The sequence below is a fragment of the Devosia sp. Root105 genome (assembly GCF_001424865.1).
GTDB lineage: Bacteria > Pseudomonadota > Alphaproteobacteria > Rhizobiales > Devosiaceae > Devosia_A.
Genome location: NZ_LMCR01000010.1, coordinates 1 through 16,612 on the forward strand (window position 1 = coordinate 1; position 16,612 = coordinate 16,612).

General features: G+C 65.9%; 18 protein-coding genes and 1 pseudogene. 7 read left to right on the top strand and 12 right to left on the bottom strand.

The window, feature by feature from the left end; translation table 11 throughout:
• Positions 1–343: 343 nt before the first annotated feature.
• Together ASC68_RS08365 and ASC68_RS08370 are read left to right on the top strand one after the other, a co-directional pair.
• Positions 344–556, top strand: a complete 213-nt coding sequence (locus ASC68_RS08365; protein WP_055877703.1) for a hypothetical protein — start codon at positions 344–346, stop codon at positions 554–556.
• Positions 557–620: 64 nt separating this feature from the next.
• Positions 621–1,307, top strand: coding sequence for a DUF599 domain-containing protein (locus ASC68_RS08370; protein ID WP_055877707.1), 687 nt, complete (start codon positions 621–623; stop codon positions 1,305–1,307).
• A gap of 49 nt (positions 1,308–1,356) precedes the next feature.
• Here ASC68_RS08370 and ASC68_RS08375 read toward each other — a convergent pair whose 3' ends face one another.
• The 3 genes from ASC68_RS08375 to ASC68_RS28950 form a co-directional block, all read right to left on the bottom strand.
• A complete protein-coding gene (locus tag ASC68_RS08375) occupies positions 1,357–1,704 on the bottom strand; it encodes an antibiotic biosynthesis monooxygenase family protein (protein ID WP_055877710.1) in 348 nt (115 codons plus the stop codon).
• 114 nt (positions 1,705–1,818) lie between these two features.
• Positions 1,819–2,433, bottom strand: coding sequence for a zinc-binding dehydrogenase (locus tag ASC68_RS28945; RefSeq protein ID WP_197421135.1), 615 nt, complete (start codon positions 2,431–2,433; stop codon positions 1,819–1,821).
• Positions 2,361–2,810 carry an alcohol dehydrogenase catalytic domain-containing protein gene (locus ASC68_RS28950; RefSeq protein ID WP_197421137.1) on the bottom strand — a complete coding sequence of 150 codons (450 nt, stop codon included), beginning with the start codon at positions 2,808–2,810 and terminating at the stop codon, positions 2,361–2,363. The genes ASC68_RS28945 and ASC68_RS28950 overlap by 73 nt, the downstream gene beginning before the upstream one ends.
• Positions 2,811–2,933: 123 nt before the next feature.
• On the opposite strand from ASC68_RS28950, the gene ASC68_RS08385 reads away from it, so the two are divergent.
• Complete coding sequence (locus ASC68_RS08385; protein WP_055877713.1) at positions 2,934–3,593, top strand: TetR/AcrR family transcriptional regulator; 660 nt, start codon at positions 2,934–2,936, stop codon at positions 3,591–3,593.
• A gap of 13 nt (positions 3,594–3,606) precedes the next feature.
• On the opposite strand, the gene ASC68_RS08390 is transcribed toward ASC68_RS08385, so the two are convergent.
• The 4 genes from ASC68_RS08390 to ASC68_RS08405 form a co-directional block, all read right to left on the bottom strand.
• Positions 3,607–4,863 (bottom strand): DUF6596 domain-containing protein, encoded by a 1,257-nt coding sequence (locus tag ASC68_RS08390; RefSeq protein WP_055877716.1) that lies wholly within the window; start codon positions 4,861–4,863, stop codon positions 3,607–3,609.
• 42 nt (positions 4,864–4,905) lie between these two features.
• Positions 4,906–5,325 carry a YciI family protein gene (locus ASC68_RS08395; RefSeq protein WP_055877718.1) on the bottom strand — a complete coding sequence of 140 codons (420 nt, stop codon included), beginning with the start codon at positions 5,323–5,325 and terminating at the stop codon, positions 4,906–4,908.
• Positions 5,326–5,603: 278 nt separating this feature from the next.
• Positions 5,604–6,881, bottom strand: coding sequence for an SEL1-like repeat protein (locus ASC68_RS08400; RefSeq protein WP_055877722.1), 1,278 nt, complete (start codon positions 6,879–6,881; stop codon positions 5,604–5,606).
• Positions 6,878–7,732, bottom strand: a complete 855-nt coding sequence (locus ASC68_RS08405) for an alpha/beta hydrolase (RefSeq protein ID WP_055877726.1) — start codon at positions 7,730–7,732, stop codon at positions 6,878–6,880. Before ASC68_RS08405 ends, ASC68_RS08400 begins: the two co-directional genes overlap by 4 nt.
• A gap of 150 nt (positions 7,733–7,882) precedes the next feature.
• On the opposite strand from ASC68_RS08405, the gene ASC68_RS28260 reads away from it, so the two are divergent.
• Together ASC68_RS28260 and bfr are read left to right on the top strand one after the other, a co-directional pair.
• Positions 7,883–8,194 carry a (2Fe-2S)-binding protein gene (locus tag ASC68_RS28260; RefSeq protein ID WP_082528016.1) on the top strand — a complete coding sequence of 104 codons (312 nt, stop codon included), beginning with the start codon at positions 7,883–7,885 and terminating at the stop codon, positions 8,192–8,194.
• Positions 8,160–8,645, top strand: coding sequence for a bacterioferritin (gene bfr, locus ASC68_RS08410; protein WP_055877729.1), 486 nt, complete (start codon positions 8,160–8,162; stop codon positions 8,643–8,645). Before ASC68_RS28260 ends, bfr begins: the two co-directional genes overlap by 35 nt.
• 260 nt (positions 8,646–8,905) lie before the next feature.
• Here the strand turns inward: bfr and ASC68_RS08415 are convergent, their stop codons facing one another.
• Positions 8,906–10,684 (bottom strand): SEL1-like repeat protein, encoded by a 1,779-nt coding sequence (locus tag ASC68_RS08415; protein WP_156387290.1) that lies wholly within the window; start codon positions 10,682–10,684, stop codon positions 8,906–8,908.
• 32 nt (positions 10,685–10,716) lie between these two features.
• The gene (locus tag ASC68_RS08420; protein WP_055877733.1) at positions 10,717–11,697 is read right to left on the bottom strand and encodes an aldo/keto reductase; all 981 of its coding nucleotides are present in this window, start codon (positions 11,695–11,697) and stop codon (positions 10,717–10,719) included.
• A 138-nt stretch (positions 11,698–11,835) separates the two neighbouring features.
• Here ASC68_RS08420 and ASC68_RS08425 point away from each other — a divergent pair, with 138 nt between their 5' ends.
• Positions 11,836–12,681, top strand: coding sequence for a hypothetical protein (locus ASC68_RS08425; protein ID WP_055877736.1), 846 nt, complete (start codon positions 11,836–11,838; stop codon positions 12,679–12,681).
• A gap of 91 nt (positions 12,682–12,772) precedes the next feature.
• Here the strand turns inward: ASC68_RS08425 and ASC68_RS08430 are convergent, their stop codons facing one another.
• From ASC68_RS08430 to ASC68_RS08440, 3 genes are all read right to left on the bottom strand, one after another.
• Positions 12,773–13,777, bottom strand: coding sequence for an alpha/beta hydrolase (locus ASC68_RS08430; protein ID WP_082528018.1), 1,005 nt, complete (start codon positions 13,775–13,777; stop codon positions 12,773–12,775).
• 286 nt (positions 13,778–14,063) lie between these two features.
• Positions 14,064–14,825 (bottom strand): ABC transporter permease, encoded by a 762-nt coding sequence (locus tag ASC68_RS08435; protein WP_055877740.1) that lies wholly within the window; start codon positions 14,823–14,825, stop codon positions 14,064–14,066.
• Positions 14,822–15,751: an ABC transporter ATP-binding protein gene (locus ASC68_RS08440; RefSeq protein WP_055877743.1), complete on the bottom strand. Its 930-nt coding sequence runs from the start codon at positions 15,749–15,751 to the stop codon at positions 14,822–14,824. The genes ASC68_RS08435 and ASC68_RS08440 overlap by 4 nt, the downstream gene beginning before the upstream one ends.
• Before the next feature lie 178 nt (positions 15,752–15,929).
• Between ASC68_RS08440 and ASC68_RS08445 the strand changes: the two are divergent.
• Positions 15,930–16,612, top strand: a pseudogene (locus ASC68_RS08445) (ATP-dependent DNA ligase); the annotation flags it as partial.

The following is a 16,612-nucleotide window of genomic DNA, read 5'->3' on the forward strand; positions in this document are numbered from 1 at the left end:
GACGCCATCGCATCGCTCAGATCGACCTGCGAGACAACACAGCCCAAACTGTCCACCATGTCTCCGAACACCCGTCCACCTTGTCTCCGGTCTGAACAGCGGGGAGGGGACAGGGGTGGGGGTCCACGACCACCGGCCGCGCCGCCTATTCCCCCTGCGTGCGCACCCGCGCAAATCGCTTCCCCCTCCCGCTCGCGATTTGGCATCTCAATTCTCGACCAATCCGATAGGGTTTGTCATTCTCTTTGCATACGCCGGGTTCCCTCCTCCCTTCCCGGCGGCAACGCGGCCCCGCTGCTTCCCCCTGTAGGTGGCGGGGCCGACCCAACCGAGGAGTTATGCCGTGCTGCACTTTGTTGGAATCCTGAGCCCGCGCGATGACTTTCCGCCGGGCGACGACCGGCAGAAGCCGTTCTTCGGCCCAGAATGGCGCCTGACCCGCACCGAGCGCGATGCCGCGGTACTCGACGGCAAGTGGCCGGCGCCGGCCGAAGAGCAACGCGACCCGGCCGAAGGCATGCGCTTCGTTTCCCTGCTGTCGCCACCCTTTATCTGAGCGTTTCCAGGCAGCGTCACGGCGCTATAAAGGAGCCATCGATTCCCCGAGGGCTCCGGGCGCCATGACGCTGTTCGCGACACTTTTCCCGCTGATCTGCTGGTTCGCCTACAACTATGGCGTACCGTTGCTGGAGCGGAAGCGGCCGTCGCTGTCGGTGATCATGTCGATGCAGCGCCGCCGCTGGGTGGCCAATGCGGTCAAGCGCGATACCCCGCTCGATGCCATCCTCGCCGGCAACCTGATGGGTTCGGTGAGCTTTCTCGCCTCGACCTCGGTGCTGCTGGTGCTGGCGGTGTTCACCGCCTTCGGCAATCTCACCGCGCTGACCGACACGCTGACCACCGTCGGGCTGAAGGCGAGCTACACCACGCAGGACGTACAGATCCATCTGTTCGCGACGCTCGCCATCTTCGTTCTGAGCTTTTTCTCGTTCACCCTGGCACTGCGCCAGTTCAACCATTTCTGCATCCTGCTCGGCGCCATCGAGCATTCCGAGCACGTGGCTCGCGACGAGATCGATGGCATCGCGCAGCTCAACACGCTGGCCGCCAAGAACTTCAACAACGGCATCCGCGCCTATTATTTCGCAGTACCGATGGTCGCCTGGTTCGCCAATGAGTGGCTGGCGGTAGGGGCGAGCCTCGTCACGGTGGCTTTCCTGATCCACCGCGAGTTCTTCTCCACCGCCCACCGCGTCGCCGCGTCCATCGCGGTCCTCGCCAGCCGGCGTGAGAAGGAACACGGCTGACTTTTCCGGTTCGAAAGCGCGACGAGTCAAAGAACCTGGAGGTGCGAGGCTAGAGGTCCTGGAACACCCGCCACGGCTGATAGAGCTTGGGGCCGCCGCCACCCAGCTGCATTTTCTCGCTCCATTTGCCCAGCAACTCGCCGCTGACGTCCGCCGTCGCCATCAGTGGCGCCATCAGATGGCCGATATGGGCGAAGTGCTCCAGTGCCGCATCGATATCGCGATAGCGCTCGTAGACGATCGCCTCGCTCTCATCCTCGTTGAAGAAGATCTCGTATTGCAGCGTGCCGGTGTCCTGCGTGCGGACGATCTCCATCGCCTGTTCGCACAGCGCCTTGTACTCCGCCAGCTTGCCCGGCCGAATGACTGCACGGGCGACGCCCTTGATCTCTTCCATGATGTTTTCCTTTCGAAATGACTGCCCCCTAGCGGACAGTCAGGAAACTAAGGCGAACTGGTCAGGGGCGTAATGACCAGTTGGAGCCGATTGAGTTGTCCAGTTTGGGCTGCGTCAGACCCGCAGCGCCAACTTGCCGATGCTGGCGCGACCTTCAAGGGCGGCGAGGGCTCGCGGCCCATCGTCAAGCTTGTAGACCGTCGGTTGCACTGGGGCGAGGACACCGGCGCCGATGAGGCCGAACAACTCGCCCATGACGTCACCGAAGATCCGCGGTGCCGCCTCGATTAGCTTACCCATGTTGAAGCCGATGATCTGCACCTGGTGTTCGTAGACGAGGTCCCAGTTGCTGAGCGACGCCTCGCCGGCCGGCAACCCGGTCACCACGACCCGGCCGGTAACCCGTCGTGTCGCCGCGAGGCTGGCGGCAAAAGTCTCGCCGCCAACCGACTCGATGACGAGGTCCGCGCCGATGCCACCGGTCAGCGCCAGCACCTGGGCGGCAAGGTTGTCGCTGCGCGAGTCGAGCACATGGTCGGCCCCCAGCGATCGCACCACCTCGTGCTTTTCCGGTGAAGCCGTACCGATCACTATCGCGCCGTAGTGCTTGGCGATCTTCACTGCAGCCTGGCCGGTCGCCCCGGCGGCGGCATGGATCAGCACCGTCTGGCCCTCGGCCAGTTGCCCCATCGGCTTGAGCGCCGCGATCGCCGTCGGCAGATTGACCACCAGCCCGAGGGCCTGCTCGCCGCTCCACCCGGGGGGATCGGCACCGCGGCAACTGCCGGCAGCACCATGTACTCGGCGAATGCGCCGTAACCGACGCCGATGACTTCCGCCCCGAGCACCGGGTTCGTTACGCCTTCGCCCAAGGCGACCACCTCGCCTGTCGCCTCAAAGCCGGCGAGATAGGGTGGCCGGGGCCCACCGCGAAACGTGCCATGCGCCTGCGAAAGATCGGCGATGTTGACGCCAGCAGCGTTGACCCGGACGAGAACCTGCCCGGGGCCTGGCGCCGGCACCGGCGCGTCGGTGATCATCCTCAGGTCCTGCGGACCGTTCAGGGATGTTTGCTGCAGGGCACGCATGCTGGCGGGGATGCTCATTGAACTGGTCCTTGCTGGAAGCGCCGATGTCTATTGTTTGTTGATCGACAAACAAATAACTGCATGGCGTCCGCAGCTCCGTCAAGCTATAGTTTGTCGATCGACCAAAAAAAAGGAAACCTTATGGCAGCGCGCGGCAGGCCACGCACCTTCGACCGAGACGTCGCGCTTCGCAGCGCCATGGATCTGTTCTGGGAGCGCGGTTACGAGGGAACGTCGATGAAGGACCTGACCGAGGTCATGGGGATCGCGTCGGCCAGCATCTACGCCTCGTTCGGCAGCAAGGAAGAGCTGTTTCGCGAGGCGGTCGCGCTTAATGCCGCAACCCAGGGACAGCCGCCCAGAATCGCACTGCGCGAGCAGCCCACCGCCCGCGAGGCGATCCACGCCATGCTGCGCGCCGTCGCCGACACCATCACCATCCCGGATTCGCCGCGCGGCTGCATGCTGGTGCTCGCCGCGCCGACCGGCGCAGTGGAGAACCACCCGGTCCGCGAATTCCTCGCCAGCGTGCGCCACGCGCAATACCGCGAGATCCGCGAGCGGTTGGCGCGTGGCGTTGCCGACGGCGATCTTGCGGTCGGCGACACTCAACTGACCGGCATTGCCCGCTACTACACCACCGTGATGCACGGCCTGTCGATCGAAGCCCGGGACGGCGCCAGCCGGGCCGAACTGGAGGTGGTGATCAGTTGCGCCATGGCCGCCTGGGACACGCTGGCCGCGGCAGCCCCCGAAGCTCGCGAAGCGAAACCGGCCGCAGGCGAGCCCGCCGTGACCTGACGGTTATGTGCCGCTATTCGCATGCCGCGGCGCGGGCGCGCAGGAACGCCGCTTCCCCGGCATTGCGGGTCAGCTTCGCGGCTGCCTCGAATTGCCCACGCGCTTCGCTGAACCGCCCGGCTCGGAACAGAAAATCGCCCCGCGCCGCCGGCAGCGGCGCGTAGCTGCGAAGCGCCGGATCATCGGCGATCGCATCGAGCAGCCTGAGCCCCGCCTCGGGCCCAAAGGCCATGCTGTGGGCAATGGCGCGGTTGAGATCGACCACCGGCGACGGCGCCGCCACGCGCAAGCGGTCATAGAGCGCCGCGATGCGCCCCCAGTCGGTGTCGGCGGCGCTGCGGGCGCGGGCGTGGCAGGCGGCGAGCGCCGCCTGCAGCACATAGGGTCCACCCCCATCGAGCGCCTCAGCCCGCGCCAGCGCCTCGAGGCCGCGGCGGATCAGCAACTGGTCCCACCGCGTCCGATCCTGCGCCGTCAGCGGCACCAGCGCCCCCTCCGGGCCGAGGCGCGCCGCAAGGCGCGAGGCCTGGATCTCCATCAATGCCAGGAGCCCGAACACTTCGGCGTCGTCGGGCATCAATCCGGCCAGCATACGCCCCAGCCGCTGCCCTTCGAGGCAGAGTCCCGGACGGACCGGATCATCGCCCGAGGTCGCGGCATATCCCTCATTGAAGATCAGGTAGATCACTTCCAGCACCGAGGGCAGCCGTGCTGCCCGCTCGCCGCCGCGCGGTACCTCGAAGCTCAGCTCCGCCGCAGCTATCGCCTGTTTGGCCCGGACGATGCGCTTGGCGATCGCCGCCTCGGTGGAGAGAAAGGCCCGGGCGATCTCGTCTGTCGTCAGCCCGCCGATCACCCGCAGCGTCAGCGCGGCGCGCGCTTCGGCCGTGAGCATCGGGTGGCAGGCAACAAAGATCAGCCCCAGCAGCTCATCGCCGACCTCGTCGTCGAGCGCTGCCTCGATCGCCATGGCCGCGTCATCGGACGCCTCCTCCAGCGTCTGGGCGATCTCGCCGTGCTTGCGCTCCCGCATCCGCTCGTGCCGGATGGCGTCGATGGCGCGGCGCTTGGCGGCGGTCATCAGCCAGGCGCCGGGATTGGCCGGAACCCCCGTCTTCGGCCATTCGTTGAGCGCAACCAGCAGCGCCTCCTGCGCCAGCTCCTCGGCCCGATCGATGCTCTGCACCATGCGGGCGAGACCCGCGATGAGCCTCGCCCGTTCGATGCGGAAACTGGCCTCGATCGCCCGCTGCGTCTCGTCCCTGCTCATACCGTCTTTTCGGCCAGACCGGTGAGACGGGCAAGGCGGGTTTTACGCGACCCCTAGCTTGCCGCGTTCGCCCTCGCGCGGGGTGGCGCGCTCTTCGGGCGTCACGTAGTCGGCAAGGTCCGCCGCTTCCATGAACGGCCTGAGCTCGATCTCGTTCTTGCCGGGCATGGCGGGGTAGCGCTTGAGCCAGGCCAGCGCCTCGTCCATGTCCTTGACCTCCCAGATCTGGAAGCCGGCCACCAGTTCGCGCGTTTCGGCAAATGGCCCATCGATGATGGTGCGCTTGTCCCCATCGATGGTGATCCGCTTGGCCTCGGCTCCGGCCTTGAGTCCGGCGCCCGCCACCAGCACGCCTGCCTTGACCAGTTCCTCGATGAAGCGGTCCATCGCCGCGAACGCCTCTTTGGTCGGCGGCTCGCCGTTATTGCCCTCGGTGGCTTTTCCCAACACCATCACACGCATCGTCTATCTCCTTGAGTGACCGCTCGCATCGAGCTGGTGCCACAACGACGAACGGGGCTTTCGCAAGAGGACACTGTCCGGAGGTTTTTCGACGATGTGCTACCGCCAGCGACGGCGCACAGTCGCCTATTCATGCTCGATGACATCCCAACGAAAACTGCCCCCACGGCGAGGGCCTTGCCCCTCGTCCGTCTGTCCCTCGACGCGGGCTCGAAATGGGTCCCAGCTTTCGCTGGGATGACACCGAGTTTAGGGCCGGTTTGGGTGCCTATCGAAAGTCAGTTGTCGATCTTGCTCTTCGGATATGTCTTCATTGTCGGCGTCTCGGTGGGCGCCTGCAGCGACGCCTCCAGCCGCTTGTGGTTGTCCGCCGCGGGCTGATAGCCGAGGCCGGCCGACTGCTGGTAAAGCGCCAGCGCCGTAGCGGGGTTCTGCGCCACCGCGAGGCCGTTCTCATAGAGATGGCCGAGGTTGTTGAGCCCGATCGGGTTGCCCTGGTCGGCTGCCTGCTGGGTGAAGCTCAGCGCCTTGTCGAGGTCGCGCACCCCGCCGGCCCCGTTGAGATACATCAGCCCCAGATTGACCGCCGCGTCGGTGTTGCCGCTTTGCGAAGCCTGCCGATAGAGCTGGCGCGCCAGTGCGAAATCCTGCGCGACTCCGGTCCCGTCTTCATACAGCAGCGCCAGGTTGCCTTGCGCCTGCGCGATCCCCTGGTCGGCCGCCTGCTGATAGAGCGCCGCGGCGCCTTCGAGGTCGGGGGCGAGGCCGTAGCCATGCTGCTTGAAATAGCCGAGCGCATTGAGCGCCAGCCCATGGTTCTGGTCGGCCGCCGCCTGGTAGAGGGCAGCGGCGCGAGCATAATCCGGCTCGCCCAGCGCCCCGGTTTCAAACAGGCTGCCGAGGTTGTACTGGGCGCGGCTATCGCCCTTGTCGGCGGCGCGCTGGTACCAGGCTGCCGCGGCAACCAGGTCCCGGTCGAGCCCCAGCCCCTCGGCATAGAGTGAGCCGAGATTGGCCATCGCCCGCGGCAGGCCCAGCTCCGCCGCCTTGCGGTACCAGCGCGATGCTTCGAGATAATCCTGCCCGACGCCTTCGCCGTAATCATAGGAGAGCCCGAGGCTATCCTGCGCCGGGGCGAAGCCGGCATCGGCGGCGAGCTTCAACAGCTCCGCGCCACGCGTCATGTCCTGCGCGATGCCTTGCCCGACGATCAGCATGTCGCCGAAACTGGTCTGCGCCAGCGCGTTGCCGGCTGTCGCTGCCGGCTCGAGATAGGTGGCGGCCTGCGCCGAGTCGCCAGCGACGTCATAGGCACGGCCGAGCCAGGCCTTGAGCACTGCCGATTCCGGGTCCTCGGTCAGCGCCGCGGTGCAGGCGTCGATGGCTGCGGCAGTATCCATGGCGCTGCCGTCGAGGCCGATCTCGGCATAGCCGGCTTCCCAGGGGCTCGCGGCCTTCGCGGCACACGCATCGAACAGCTCGCTGGCCAATGCCGGGGCGATCCCAAATCCGAGGGTCAGCACGGCGCCTGCCGCCAGCGTCTGTCGCAACCTCATCGCCCTGCTCCCTCTTTGCGCGCACCGATCATAGCGTCGCTGTCGGGTGGCGCCAGCCGCAATGTGTGCGCGAGGAACTCGGCCACCTCGCCGGCGAGGCTGGAGCGGCGGCTGAGCAGGCTCCCCAGTTCGAGCAGTGTCGAGGGATGGGTGAAGCCGGGGAAATGCCGTTCGATGACGGCGACGCCGTGCTCGCGCAGCCGGTGGGCCAGCGCCATGGTATTCTGCGGCCCGACCACAGTATCGCCATCGGCGCTGGCGAGAAACATCGGTGGCGCGGCGCTGCTGACGAGGTTCACCGGCTGCGTCGCCAGCGGGTCGGCGGCGCCACTGAAGGTGCGGATGCTGATCGGCACGTCGAACGGATAGAAGTTGTAGGGGCCGGAGAGCCCGACCACCGCGTCGATGGCATCGGCCACGCCATAGCTCGGCTGCAGCGCCAGCATCACCGCGTTGTAGGCGCCGGCCGAATGGCCGGCCAGCGCCAGCCGCGACGCATCGCCGCCGAACCCGGCAGCATGCTGCAGTGTCCAGCGTACGGCCTCCGCGCAATCCTCGAGGAACACCGGATATTCGACCTCGGGCAGCACCCGGTAGTCCGGCACGACGACGAGATAACCGAGCCCGGCGAGCCAGCGCGCCACGAAGGCGAAATCGCGCCGGTCTCCCTCGTTCCAGGCGCCACCATAGATGTAGATGACGACAGGCACCGGTCCGCTCGCCTGGCGCGGGCCATAGACATCGAGCCTCTGCTTCGGCCGCGCGCCATAGTTCAGCCCCGAGGCCAGCCGTCGTGACCGGCGATCCCCGGGGCTGGCGAAGTTGAGCAGACCAACGAGGGAGAAGGACATCAAAGGAACCTGAGAAAGCGCCCGGATAGATACGGATCGGGCCGGCGATGGTTTCGTGATTCGGCGTGCGGCATTATCTGACATTGACAATCAGGTTTCGTCGGCGCTCTATGCCGCCCGAACCTCACAGCCGACGCCGTTTTTCTGCCCATGCTTGTCTGCCAGTGCAATGTGATCAGCGACAGGGAGATCAAGCAGGTTATCGTCGGGCTTTTGCGTGAGGATCCCTGGCAAATCATCGTGCCTGCGATGGTTTACCGGGAGCTGGCGAAGCGCTGCAAATGCGCCGGCTGCGTTCCGAATGTGGTGGACATTATCATCACGGTGACGGAAGAGTACCACCTCCAATTGGCCGAAAAACCCGCCGACGCACCCGTGGTGCACGCGCGGCTTTCGGCCATGCGTCGTAAGCGCCAAGGAGGTCGTAATGAAAGGCGAAGCACAGGTCATCGAGCGGCTTAACGAGGCTTTGTTCCTCGAACTCGGGGCCGTGAACCAGTACTGGGTGCATTTTCGCATCCTGAGCGACTGGGGCTACACCAAGCTGGCGGCCAAGGAACGTGCCGAATCCATCGAAGAGATGCATCACGCCGACAAGCTGATCGAGCGCATCATCTTCCTCGAAGGTCACCCGAACCTGCAGCGCGTGGCGCCGCTGCGCATCGGCCAGACCATCAAGGAAGTGCTCGAGTGCGATCTCGCTGGCGAGTATGACGCCCGCAAGGCCTACAAGGCCTCGCGCGAGCTCTGCGAGTCGCTGGGCGACTATGTGAGTAAGAACCTGTTCGAGGAGCTGCTGGCCGACGAAGAAGGCCACATCGATTTCCTCGAGAGCCAGCTGCAGCTGCTCAACGCGATCGGCGTCGAGAAGTACGGCCAGCTCAACTCCGACAGCGCCGACAAGGCCGAATAAGGCTTTCTGTCGATCAAGATTCTGGAGCCGGCTGCCTGTGGCGGCCGGCTCTTTGTTTGGAGGTTCGGAGTGCTTGGCGCCCCTCACCCCGCGATAAGGCCTCCGGCCTTATCGCCGCCCTCTCCCCCGGGAGCGCTTATTGCGCCCCTTGGAGGGGCGAGGGGGCGTTGTGGCACCGACGGTGCAAAGTGCGTCCCCTCTCCCCTCTGGGGAGAGGGTCAGGGTGAGGGGTAGCCAAGCACGCGGACTGAGCGGTCGAGCTAACTCCGCGGCCCCGCCCGCATCGGCCCGATCTGCGGCTCCACGGTCCCGCGGTCGAGATCGGCCAGCCGGTCCGCCGCCATCGCGATCCCATGCTTTGCCGCTAGCCCATACCATTTCGCCGCCAGCACCGGATCGGCGGGGACGCCCCGGCCGTTCTGGTAGGCGACACCCAGCCCGAACTCGGCCGGCGGAAAATCGTGTTCCACGGCCGACCGATAGAGCGTCACGGCGCGCGCGGGGTTCTCGTCCACCCCATGCCCCCAGAGCAGCAGGTCAGCAAGCAGCGCCTTGGCCGGGATGAACTCACCATCGGCCGCTTCTTCGAGCAGCGGCACCGCTTCCGACTGTCGTCCAGCGGCGATCAAGGTGCGGGCATACCAGGCCTTGTTCTCGAGCGACGCCGCATCCAGCGCCACCGCCTTCTCGCAGACCGGGATGGCGGTGTCGGCGTCGATCCGCTCGAGCTCGACGCCCGACACCTCAAAGCCCGTCTCGTAGCGGGTCGCCGCGATCAGCCCGCAGGTCTGCTCGGCCCGTACTTCCGCCGCCCGGCCGGCGGCATAGTCGTTGCCCTGCGCTGCGGCGAGGTCGAACAGCTCGATGGCGCGGTTGAAATCCCGCGCCACGCCGCTGCCATCGGCATAAATGGCGCCCAACGTCGACTGCCCGTAGCTCGCGCCGGCATCGGCCGCCTGCTCGGCAAAGCTGCGCGCCGTCTCGAGATCGACCGGCACGCCCTCGCCATAGAGATAGGCCTGCGCCAGCCCGACTGTGCCGCCAACTTCGCCCTGGTCATGCGCGTAGGAATAGAGCTCGAAGGCGCGGTCGAAATCCCGCTCCACCCCGCGCCCGGTGCTGTAGAGCTGCCCGAGGTTGGCGCTCGCCAGCGCATAGCCCTGGTCGGCGGCCATCTGGTAGTAGCGCGCCGCCTCGACCGCGTCCTCGCTGACCCCCTGCCCGGTCTCGTAGAGATAGCCGAGATCGTTCTGCGAATAGGAATCGCCCATCTCGGCGCCGCGCTGGAACTGCTCGGCCGCCTTGACGTAGTCAAGCTCGACACCCTGGCCAAATTCGTAGAGCTGGCCGACGCCGTAGATGCCCACCACGTCGCCCTTGTCGGCGCCCTTCTGGTACCAGAACATCGCTTGCGCGTAGTCGAGCTCGACCCCGGCGCCGCCATGGTAGAGATAGCCAAGGTTGCTGGCGGACCGTGCCTCGCCCTGCTGGGCGGCCCGCATGTACCAGGAGGCGGCGATCGCGTCGTCCTCCGCCACGCCGCGTCCCATGTCGTAGGCAAAGCCGAGGCTGAGCTGAGCCGGCGCGAAGCCGGCCTCGGCTGCCGGGCGCAGCACTTCGAGCGCCCGCACATCGTCGGCCGTGGCGACATAGCCGAGATCGCCGAACAGCACATCGGCCAGCAATTGCCGCCCCAGCGGGCTGTCGCCGGCCACCGCGGTCTCCAGCAGCGGCAAAGCCGCGTCGGTCTGTCCGTCGGCGAGCAGGGCCCGCGCCAGCCACGCCTGACTGGCCACCGCGTCAGGCGCCGCCTTCACCGCCTCCTCGCAGGCCGGGATGGCAATGGCCGGATCGATCCGGCTGAGCTCGCGGCCGAACCCCGCATAGCCGGATTCGTACTGCGACGCCGCGGCCATGCCGCAGATCGATGCGGTCGCCGCATCCTCCGCGCTGGCACTCGCCGGCAGCAGGGGGCCCGCCAATGCCAGTGCGGACAGAACGACATGACCTACGACGCTGTTCTTGCTGCACAATGCCACGACCAAACCCCTGCCCTTGCCGTCCATTGAGCCTAGCGGAAGCTCGCCGTCGTCGTCGAGTGATACGGCGCCTCGAGCCGCGCCACCTCGTCGGCGCCCAGAACCACCTCGAGCGCCCCCACGGCATCCTCGAGCTGCGCGAGTTTGGTGACGCCGACGATCGGCGCGCTCACCGGCTGCTTCTGCAGCACCCAGGCGAGCGCCACCTGCGCCATCTTCACCCCACGCGCCCCGGCGATCTCGCCGACCACTGCATTGATCGCCTGGTTCGCCGCTTCGTCCCTGAGATACAGGGTCTTGCCGTAGATGTCGGTTTCCATCCGCTCGGTGCTCTCGCCCCACGGCCGGGCCAGCCGGCCGCGCGCCAGCGGCGACCACGGGATGACGCCGATGCCCTGGTCGATGCAGACCGGCAGCATCTCGCGCTCCTCCTCGCGCTCGATCAGGTTGAGTTGGTTCTGCATCGAAACGAAACGCGCCCAGCCATGCTGGTCCGAGGTCATCAGCATCTTCAAAAATTGCCACGCCGCCATTGACGAGGCCCCGATGTAGCGGGCCTTGCCGGCCCGCACGACGTCGTTGAGCGCCTCCAGCGTCTCCTCGATCGGCGTCGCGGGATCGAACCGGTGGATCTGATAGAGGTCGACATAGTCGGTGCCGAGCCGGCGCAGCGAGTTGTCGATCTCGGCGAGGATCGCCTTGCGGCTCAGCCCCTTGCCGTTCGGCCCCTGGCGCATCTCGCCATTCACCTTGGTGGCGATCACCAGTTCGTCGCGCGGCGCCATTTCGAGCAGCACCTTGCCGACGATCTCCTCGCTCGAGCCGAGCGAGTAGACGTTGGCGGTATCGTAGAAGTTGATCCCGGCTTCCCATGCGGCGCGCAGGATCGGCCGGCTCGCCGCCTCATCGAGCGTCCACTCATGCGAGCCCCGTTTCGGCTCGCCGAACGACATGCAGCCAAGACAGATCCGGCTGACTTCGAGGCCGGTATGACCGAGCCGGGTATATTGCATGGTGGGCACTCCGTTGTTTGTACACGAGTTTAGCAGTCCTCAAGGGGCTACGGGCAAGTCCTGTGCGGAAATCCGTGGCGCGCATTGGCGCAAAGCGGACTGCTGCGCTAGTCTCAGTGAACTGGGGGACGCGCAAGAATGCTGATCCGATCGCTCGCCGTGCTCGCGCTGCTGCTGACGCCAGGCGCTTCACCGCTCGCCGCCATCCGCCCCGCCCTGGCGCAGAGCCAGCAGATCGCCGTCGCCGAACTGATGCGGGCGACGGCGCTCGACGAGGTCTTCACCCAGTTCGGCGCCACCATCGCAGCCTCGGCCCGGGCCGAGGAAATCTCCAGTGACGAGATCTTTCTGAAGCATTGGGAGGCCACCGCGAAAGCGGTGTTCGATGCTGGCGACCTGCATCGCCGCTTGCGCAAGGCGCTCGAAGGCAAGTTCTCGGCCGACGAGCAGGCCGTGCTGGGGACGTTCTTTCACTCCAGCTTCGGCCAGCGGATGACTGTCCTCGAGCGTGACGCGGCACGGCTCGGGCCTGAGGCGCAGATCGCCGCGATCGCCGAAGGCCAGAAGCTGGTCACGACCGCGTCGGTGATCCGCCAGACCCAGATCGAAGCGCTGATGGAGCTGGTCTCGGCCGAGATCTCTGCCGCCATGGTCGGCCAGTCGGTGCGGGCGCTGCTGCTCGGACTGTCGGTCTCGCACCAGCAGGGCGAGGTCACGGTGCCCTGGCAGGAGATCGACACGCAGGTCGAGGCGATGATGCCGGGGCTGCTGGCCGATGTCGGCCGCACCCAGCGCGCCATGATGGCCTATGTCTATCGCGACCTGACCGATGCCGACCTCGACCGCTACATCGAGTTCCTCCGCACCCCGGCGGCGCAGAAATTCTACGCCGTCGCCGCCTACGCCGTGGGCCGCATCGTCGCCGACGGCATGTCGGCCTTCGGCGAAGCGTTCGCCGCCCGCATGCAGAGCGTCAACGTCTAGACCTGGTGCCGAAATGCCGGCGTGAGGGGTCTCCCTCCTCCTTGCGGAGGGGACAGGGGTGGGGGGCCAGCACGCGCCGGCCTCTTGGCTGCTACTCGTTGCGCCGCCCGCCATCGATCGGCGCCAGCACGTCGTCCATCTTCTTGATCACCGCCGTCATGTTGCTCTCGGGCGGATCGGGCGTGAACACCGGACGCGGCGTGCCCGAAGGGAAGGCGCCGAAGGTCTGGAAGAACTCGACCATGTCGTTGAGGATCGGCATGCGGAACCGCATCATCGCGCCCAGCGCAATCACCGGCTCGAGGTGGCCGAAGCCTGGGTAGTATTTCTCGGTGACCCAGATGCCCTGCTCGCGCAGCTTCTTGGCCAGCGCCTCGGAATTCTGCACCCGGACGATCGGGTCGGAGGTGCCGCTGGCGAGGAAGATCGGCGGCGCGTCGCTGGTGACGAGGTTGATCGGCTGCGTACCCTCAGGGCTCGGCGCCGGCCCGAAGGTGTCGCGCACCTGGTCGTACTCGAACGGATAGAAATTGTAGGGCCCGGAAATGCCGGCGATCGCCCGGATCGGCATCGTGACGTCGTAGTCGCGGCGGAACGAGGAATCGAGCCCCAGCATCACCGCGTTATAGGCGCCCGCCGAATGGCCGGCGACGAAGAAGCGGTTCGGATCGCCGTCATAGAGCGCGATATTGTCCTGGATCCAGCGCATTGCCTGCGCGCAATCCTCGAGGAAATCCGGATACTTGACCTCCGGCCACAGCCGGTAGTCGGCGATCACCGCAACGAACCCGGCAGCGGCCAGGGCCCGGCCGGCGAACTCGTATTCGAACTTGTCGCCGGCGCGCCAGCTGCCGCCATAGATGAACATCACCACCGGCGCCGTGCCCTCGATCTTTTCGGGACGATAGATGTCAAGCTTCTTGCGCTGCCCATCCGCATAGGGAATGTCGGCAACCTTCTTGACGCCCTGGTCCATCGCCTCGGCGATGTTGAACGGCGAAAAGATCGTTACCTGCGCCAGCGTCGGCAGCACCGAGGCAACGAGCAGCGACAAAGCAAGGGCGAACCGCAGGGCGGTGCTGAAAATCCTGGTCATTCGGGGGCCTGGTCAGTTCCGGAGTCGTGCCGACTGATGGCCGAGGAACCTGAAGATTTTGTGACCAGTTTTGGCGATGGCGTCACGGCCGAAACATATCTGCCGGAGCGTGTGGCACCCCCACCCTTGATCCCTCCCCACAAGGGGGAGGGAGACGATAGCTGCGCCGCCTCGGTTCTTGCGTCTCCCTCCCCCTTGTGGGGAGGGTAGCGAAGCAGGACTTGGGGTTTGCCCAAGTCCGTAGCGCAGCTGGGTGGGGGTGGCCGCAAGCTCGATGCCGGAATCGCTACGACTTCAGCCGATAGCCGGTCCGGAACATCCAGCTGACGATGCCGAGGCAGATGGCGAGAAAGCCGAGCGTCGCGGCGACGCTGATGGAAATATCCACGTCGGCGATACCGTAGAAGGCCCAGCGGAAACCGCTGATCAGGTAGACCACCGGATTGAACAGCGACACCGCCTGCCAGAATGGCGGCAGCACGCTGAGCGAATAGAACGTCCCGCCGAGGAAGGTCAGCGGCGTGATGATCAGCAGCGGCACCGTCTGCAGCTGCTCCATCCCCTTGGCCCAGATGCCGATAATGAAGCCGACAAGACTGAAGGTGATGGCGGTCAGCACCAGGAACGCCAGCATCCAGAACGGATGATCGATGCGGATGGGAACGAAGAACCATGCCGTCGCCAGCACCAGCACCCCAAGGATGATCGACTTCGTCGCCGCGGCGCCGACATAGCCGACCACCGTCTCGAACGACGACACCGGCGCCGAAAGCAGCTCGTAGATGGTGCCGAGGAATTTCGGGAAGTAGATGCCGAACGAGCCGTTGGCCACCGACTGGGTGAGAATCATCAGCATGATCAACCCGGGGAGGATAAAGGCCCCGTAGCTGACGCCCTCGATCTCGGTGATGCGCGAGCCGATGGCAGCGCCGAACACCACGAAATACAGCGAAGTCGAGATCACCGGCGAGATCAGCGACTGCAGCGGCGTGCGGAAGGTGCGCGCCATCTCGAACTTATAGATGGCCTTGATCGCCTCGACATTCATGACGCGTTCCTCACCAGGCTGACGAAAATATCCTCGAGCGAGCTTTCGCTGGTCCTCAAATCGCGGAAACGGACCCCGGCGCTGCCGAGATCGGCGAGCAGTCCGCTGATGCCGCTCCGCTCGCCCTGCGCGTCATAAGTGTAGACGAGGCTTTCGCCGTCGGCGGCGAGCTCCAGCGCATAGGGCTGCAGCGCCTCGGGCAAGGCATCGAGCCGCTCCTGCAGCGTCAGGGTCAGCTGCTTCTTGCCGAGCTTCCGCATCAGCTCGGCTTTCTCCTCGACCAGCACCAGCTCGCCATGCTGGATGATGCCGATGCGGTCGGCCATCTCCTCGGCCTCGGCGATGTAGTGCGTGGTGAGGATGATCGTCGTGCCGGCGGCGCGGAGGCGCCGGATCATCGCCCACATATCCTTGCGCAGCTCGACATCGACGCCCGCGGTCGGCTCATCGAGGAACAGCACCTCCGGCTCGTGGCTCAGCGCCTTGGCGATCATCACCCGGCGCTTCATCCCGCCGGACAACTGCATGATCTTGCTGTCCTTCTTGTCCCACAGGCTCAGCTCGCGCAGCACCTTTTCGAGATGCTCGGGGTTCGGCTTCTTGCCGAACAGCCCGCGGCTGTGGCTGACCGTGGCCCACACCGTCTCGAAGGCGTCGGTGGTGAGCTCCTGCGGCACCAGCCCGATCATCTTGCGGGAGTCGCGGTAGTCGCGAACGATGTCGTGGCCATCCACCGTTACCGTACCATCAGATGGCGTCACGATCCCGCAGATGATCGAGATCAGAGTGGTCTTGCCCGCCCCGTTCGGTCCGAGCAGCGCCAGGATCTCGCCGCGCTCGATCTCGAGGCTGACATGCTTCAGCGCCGCGAACCCCGACGCATAGGTCTTGGATAGGTCGGCAATGGTAATGACTGCATCCGGCATGTTCGCCCTCCCGAACTCCGTTAGGCCCACCATATGCGACGCACCGCAGCTGAGTTCAACGAACTGTGAGGTAACTTCGACCTGCCCTTATGGGCAGGCGAGACGTTCTGACCGGACGAGACAGCGCCAGGCTGGTCGGCTAGCCTCGTTCCCACTTCCTCTTGGCAAGGAGACGCAGATGTCCGCCGACGCCGCTCCGCAGCAGATGCCGTTCGCCGCCATGGAGGCCCGCTCGGTCGAGGAGCTGCCGAAAGACGCCGGCTGGCAGTTCGAACCGAAATGGGACGGCTTCCGCTGCATCGCCGTCAGAGAGGGTGATGCCGTTGCGTTGTTTGCAAAATCCGGGAAGCCGCTTGGCCGTTACTTTCCGGATATGGTCCAGTTGCTTGAAGCGCTGCCCATCGGCGACTTCGTGCTCGATGGTGAGCTCACCATTCCGGTCGACGAGCGTCTCAGTTTCGACGCGCTGCAGCAGCGTCTGCACCCTGCGGCGAGCCGGGTGAACAAGCTTGCCGCGGAGCATCCTGCCGTCTACGTGCTGTTCGACCTGCTGCTGGGGCCGGGCGCTAAGCCATTGGCGGCGTTGCCGCTTTCCGAGCGGCGTCACGAACTCGAGCGTTTCTTTGCCGCCATCCAACGCCCAGGTCTGCGTCTGTCTCCGGCGACCACTGATCGCGCCGAGGCGGTCTTGTGGCTTTCTGGCTCTGGTGGTGACGTCGACGGGGTGATGGCGAAGCGTCTTGATGCGGCCTATGCGGGTGGCGAGCGTGAGCTGCTGAAGATCAAGCGGATCCGGACGGCGGATTGCGTGGTCGGTGGCTTTCGCTACGGCGCCGGCAGCAAGCTGGTGGGGTCGTTGCT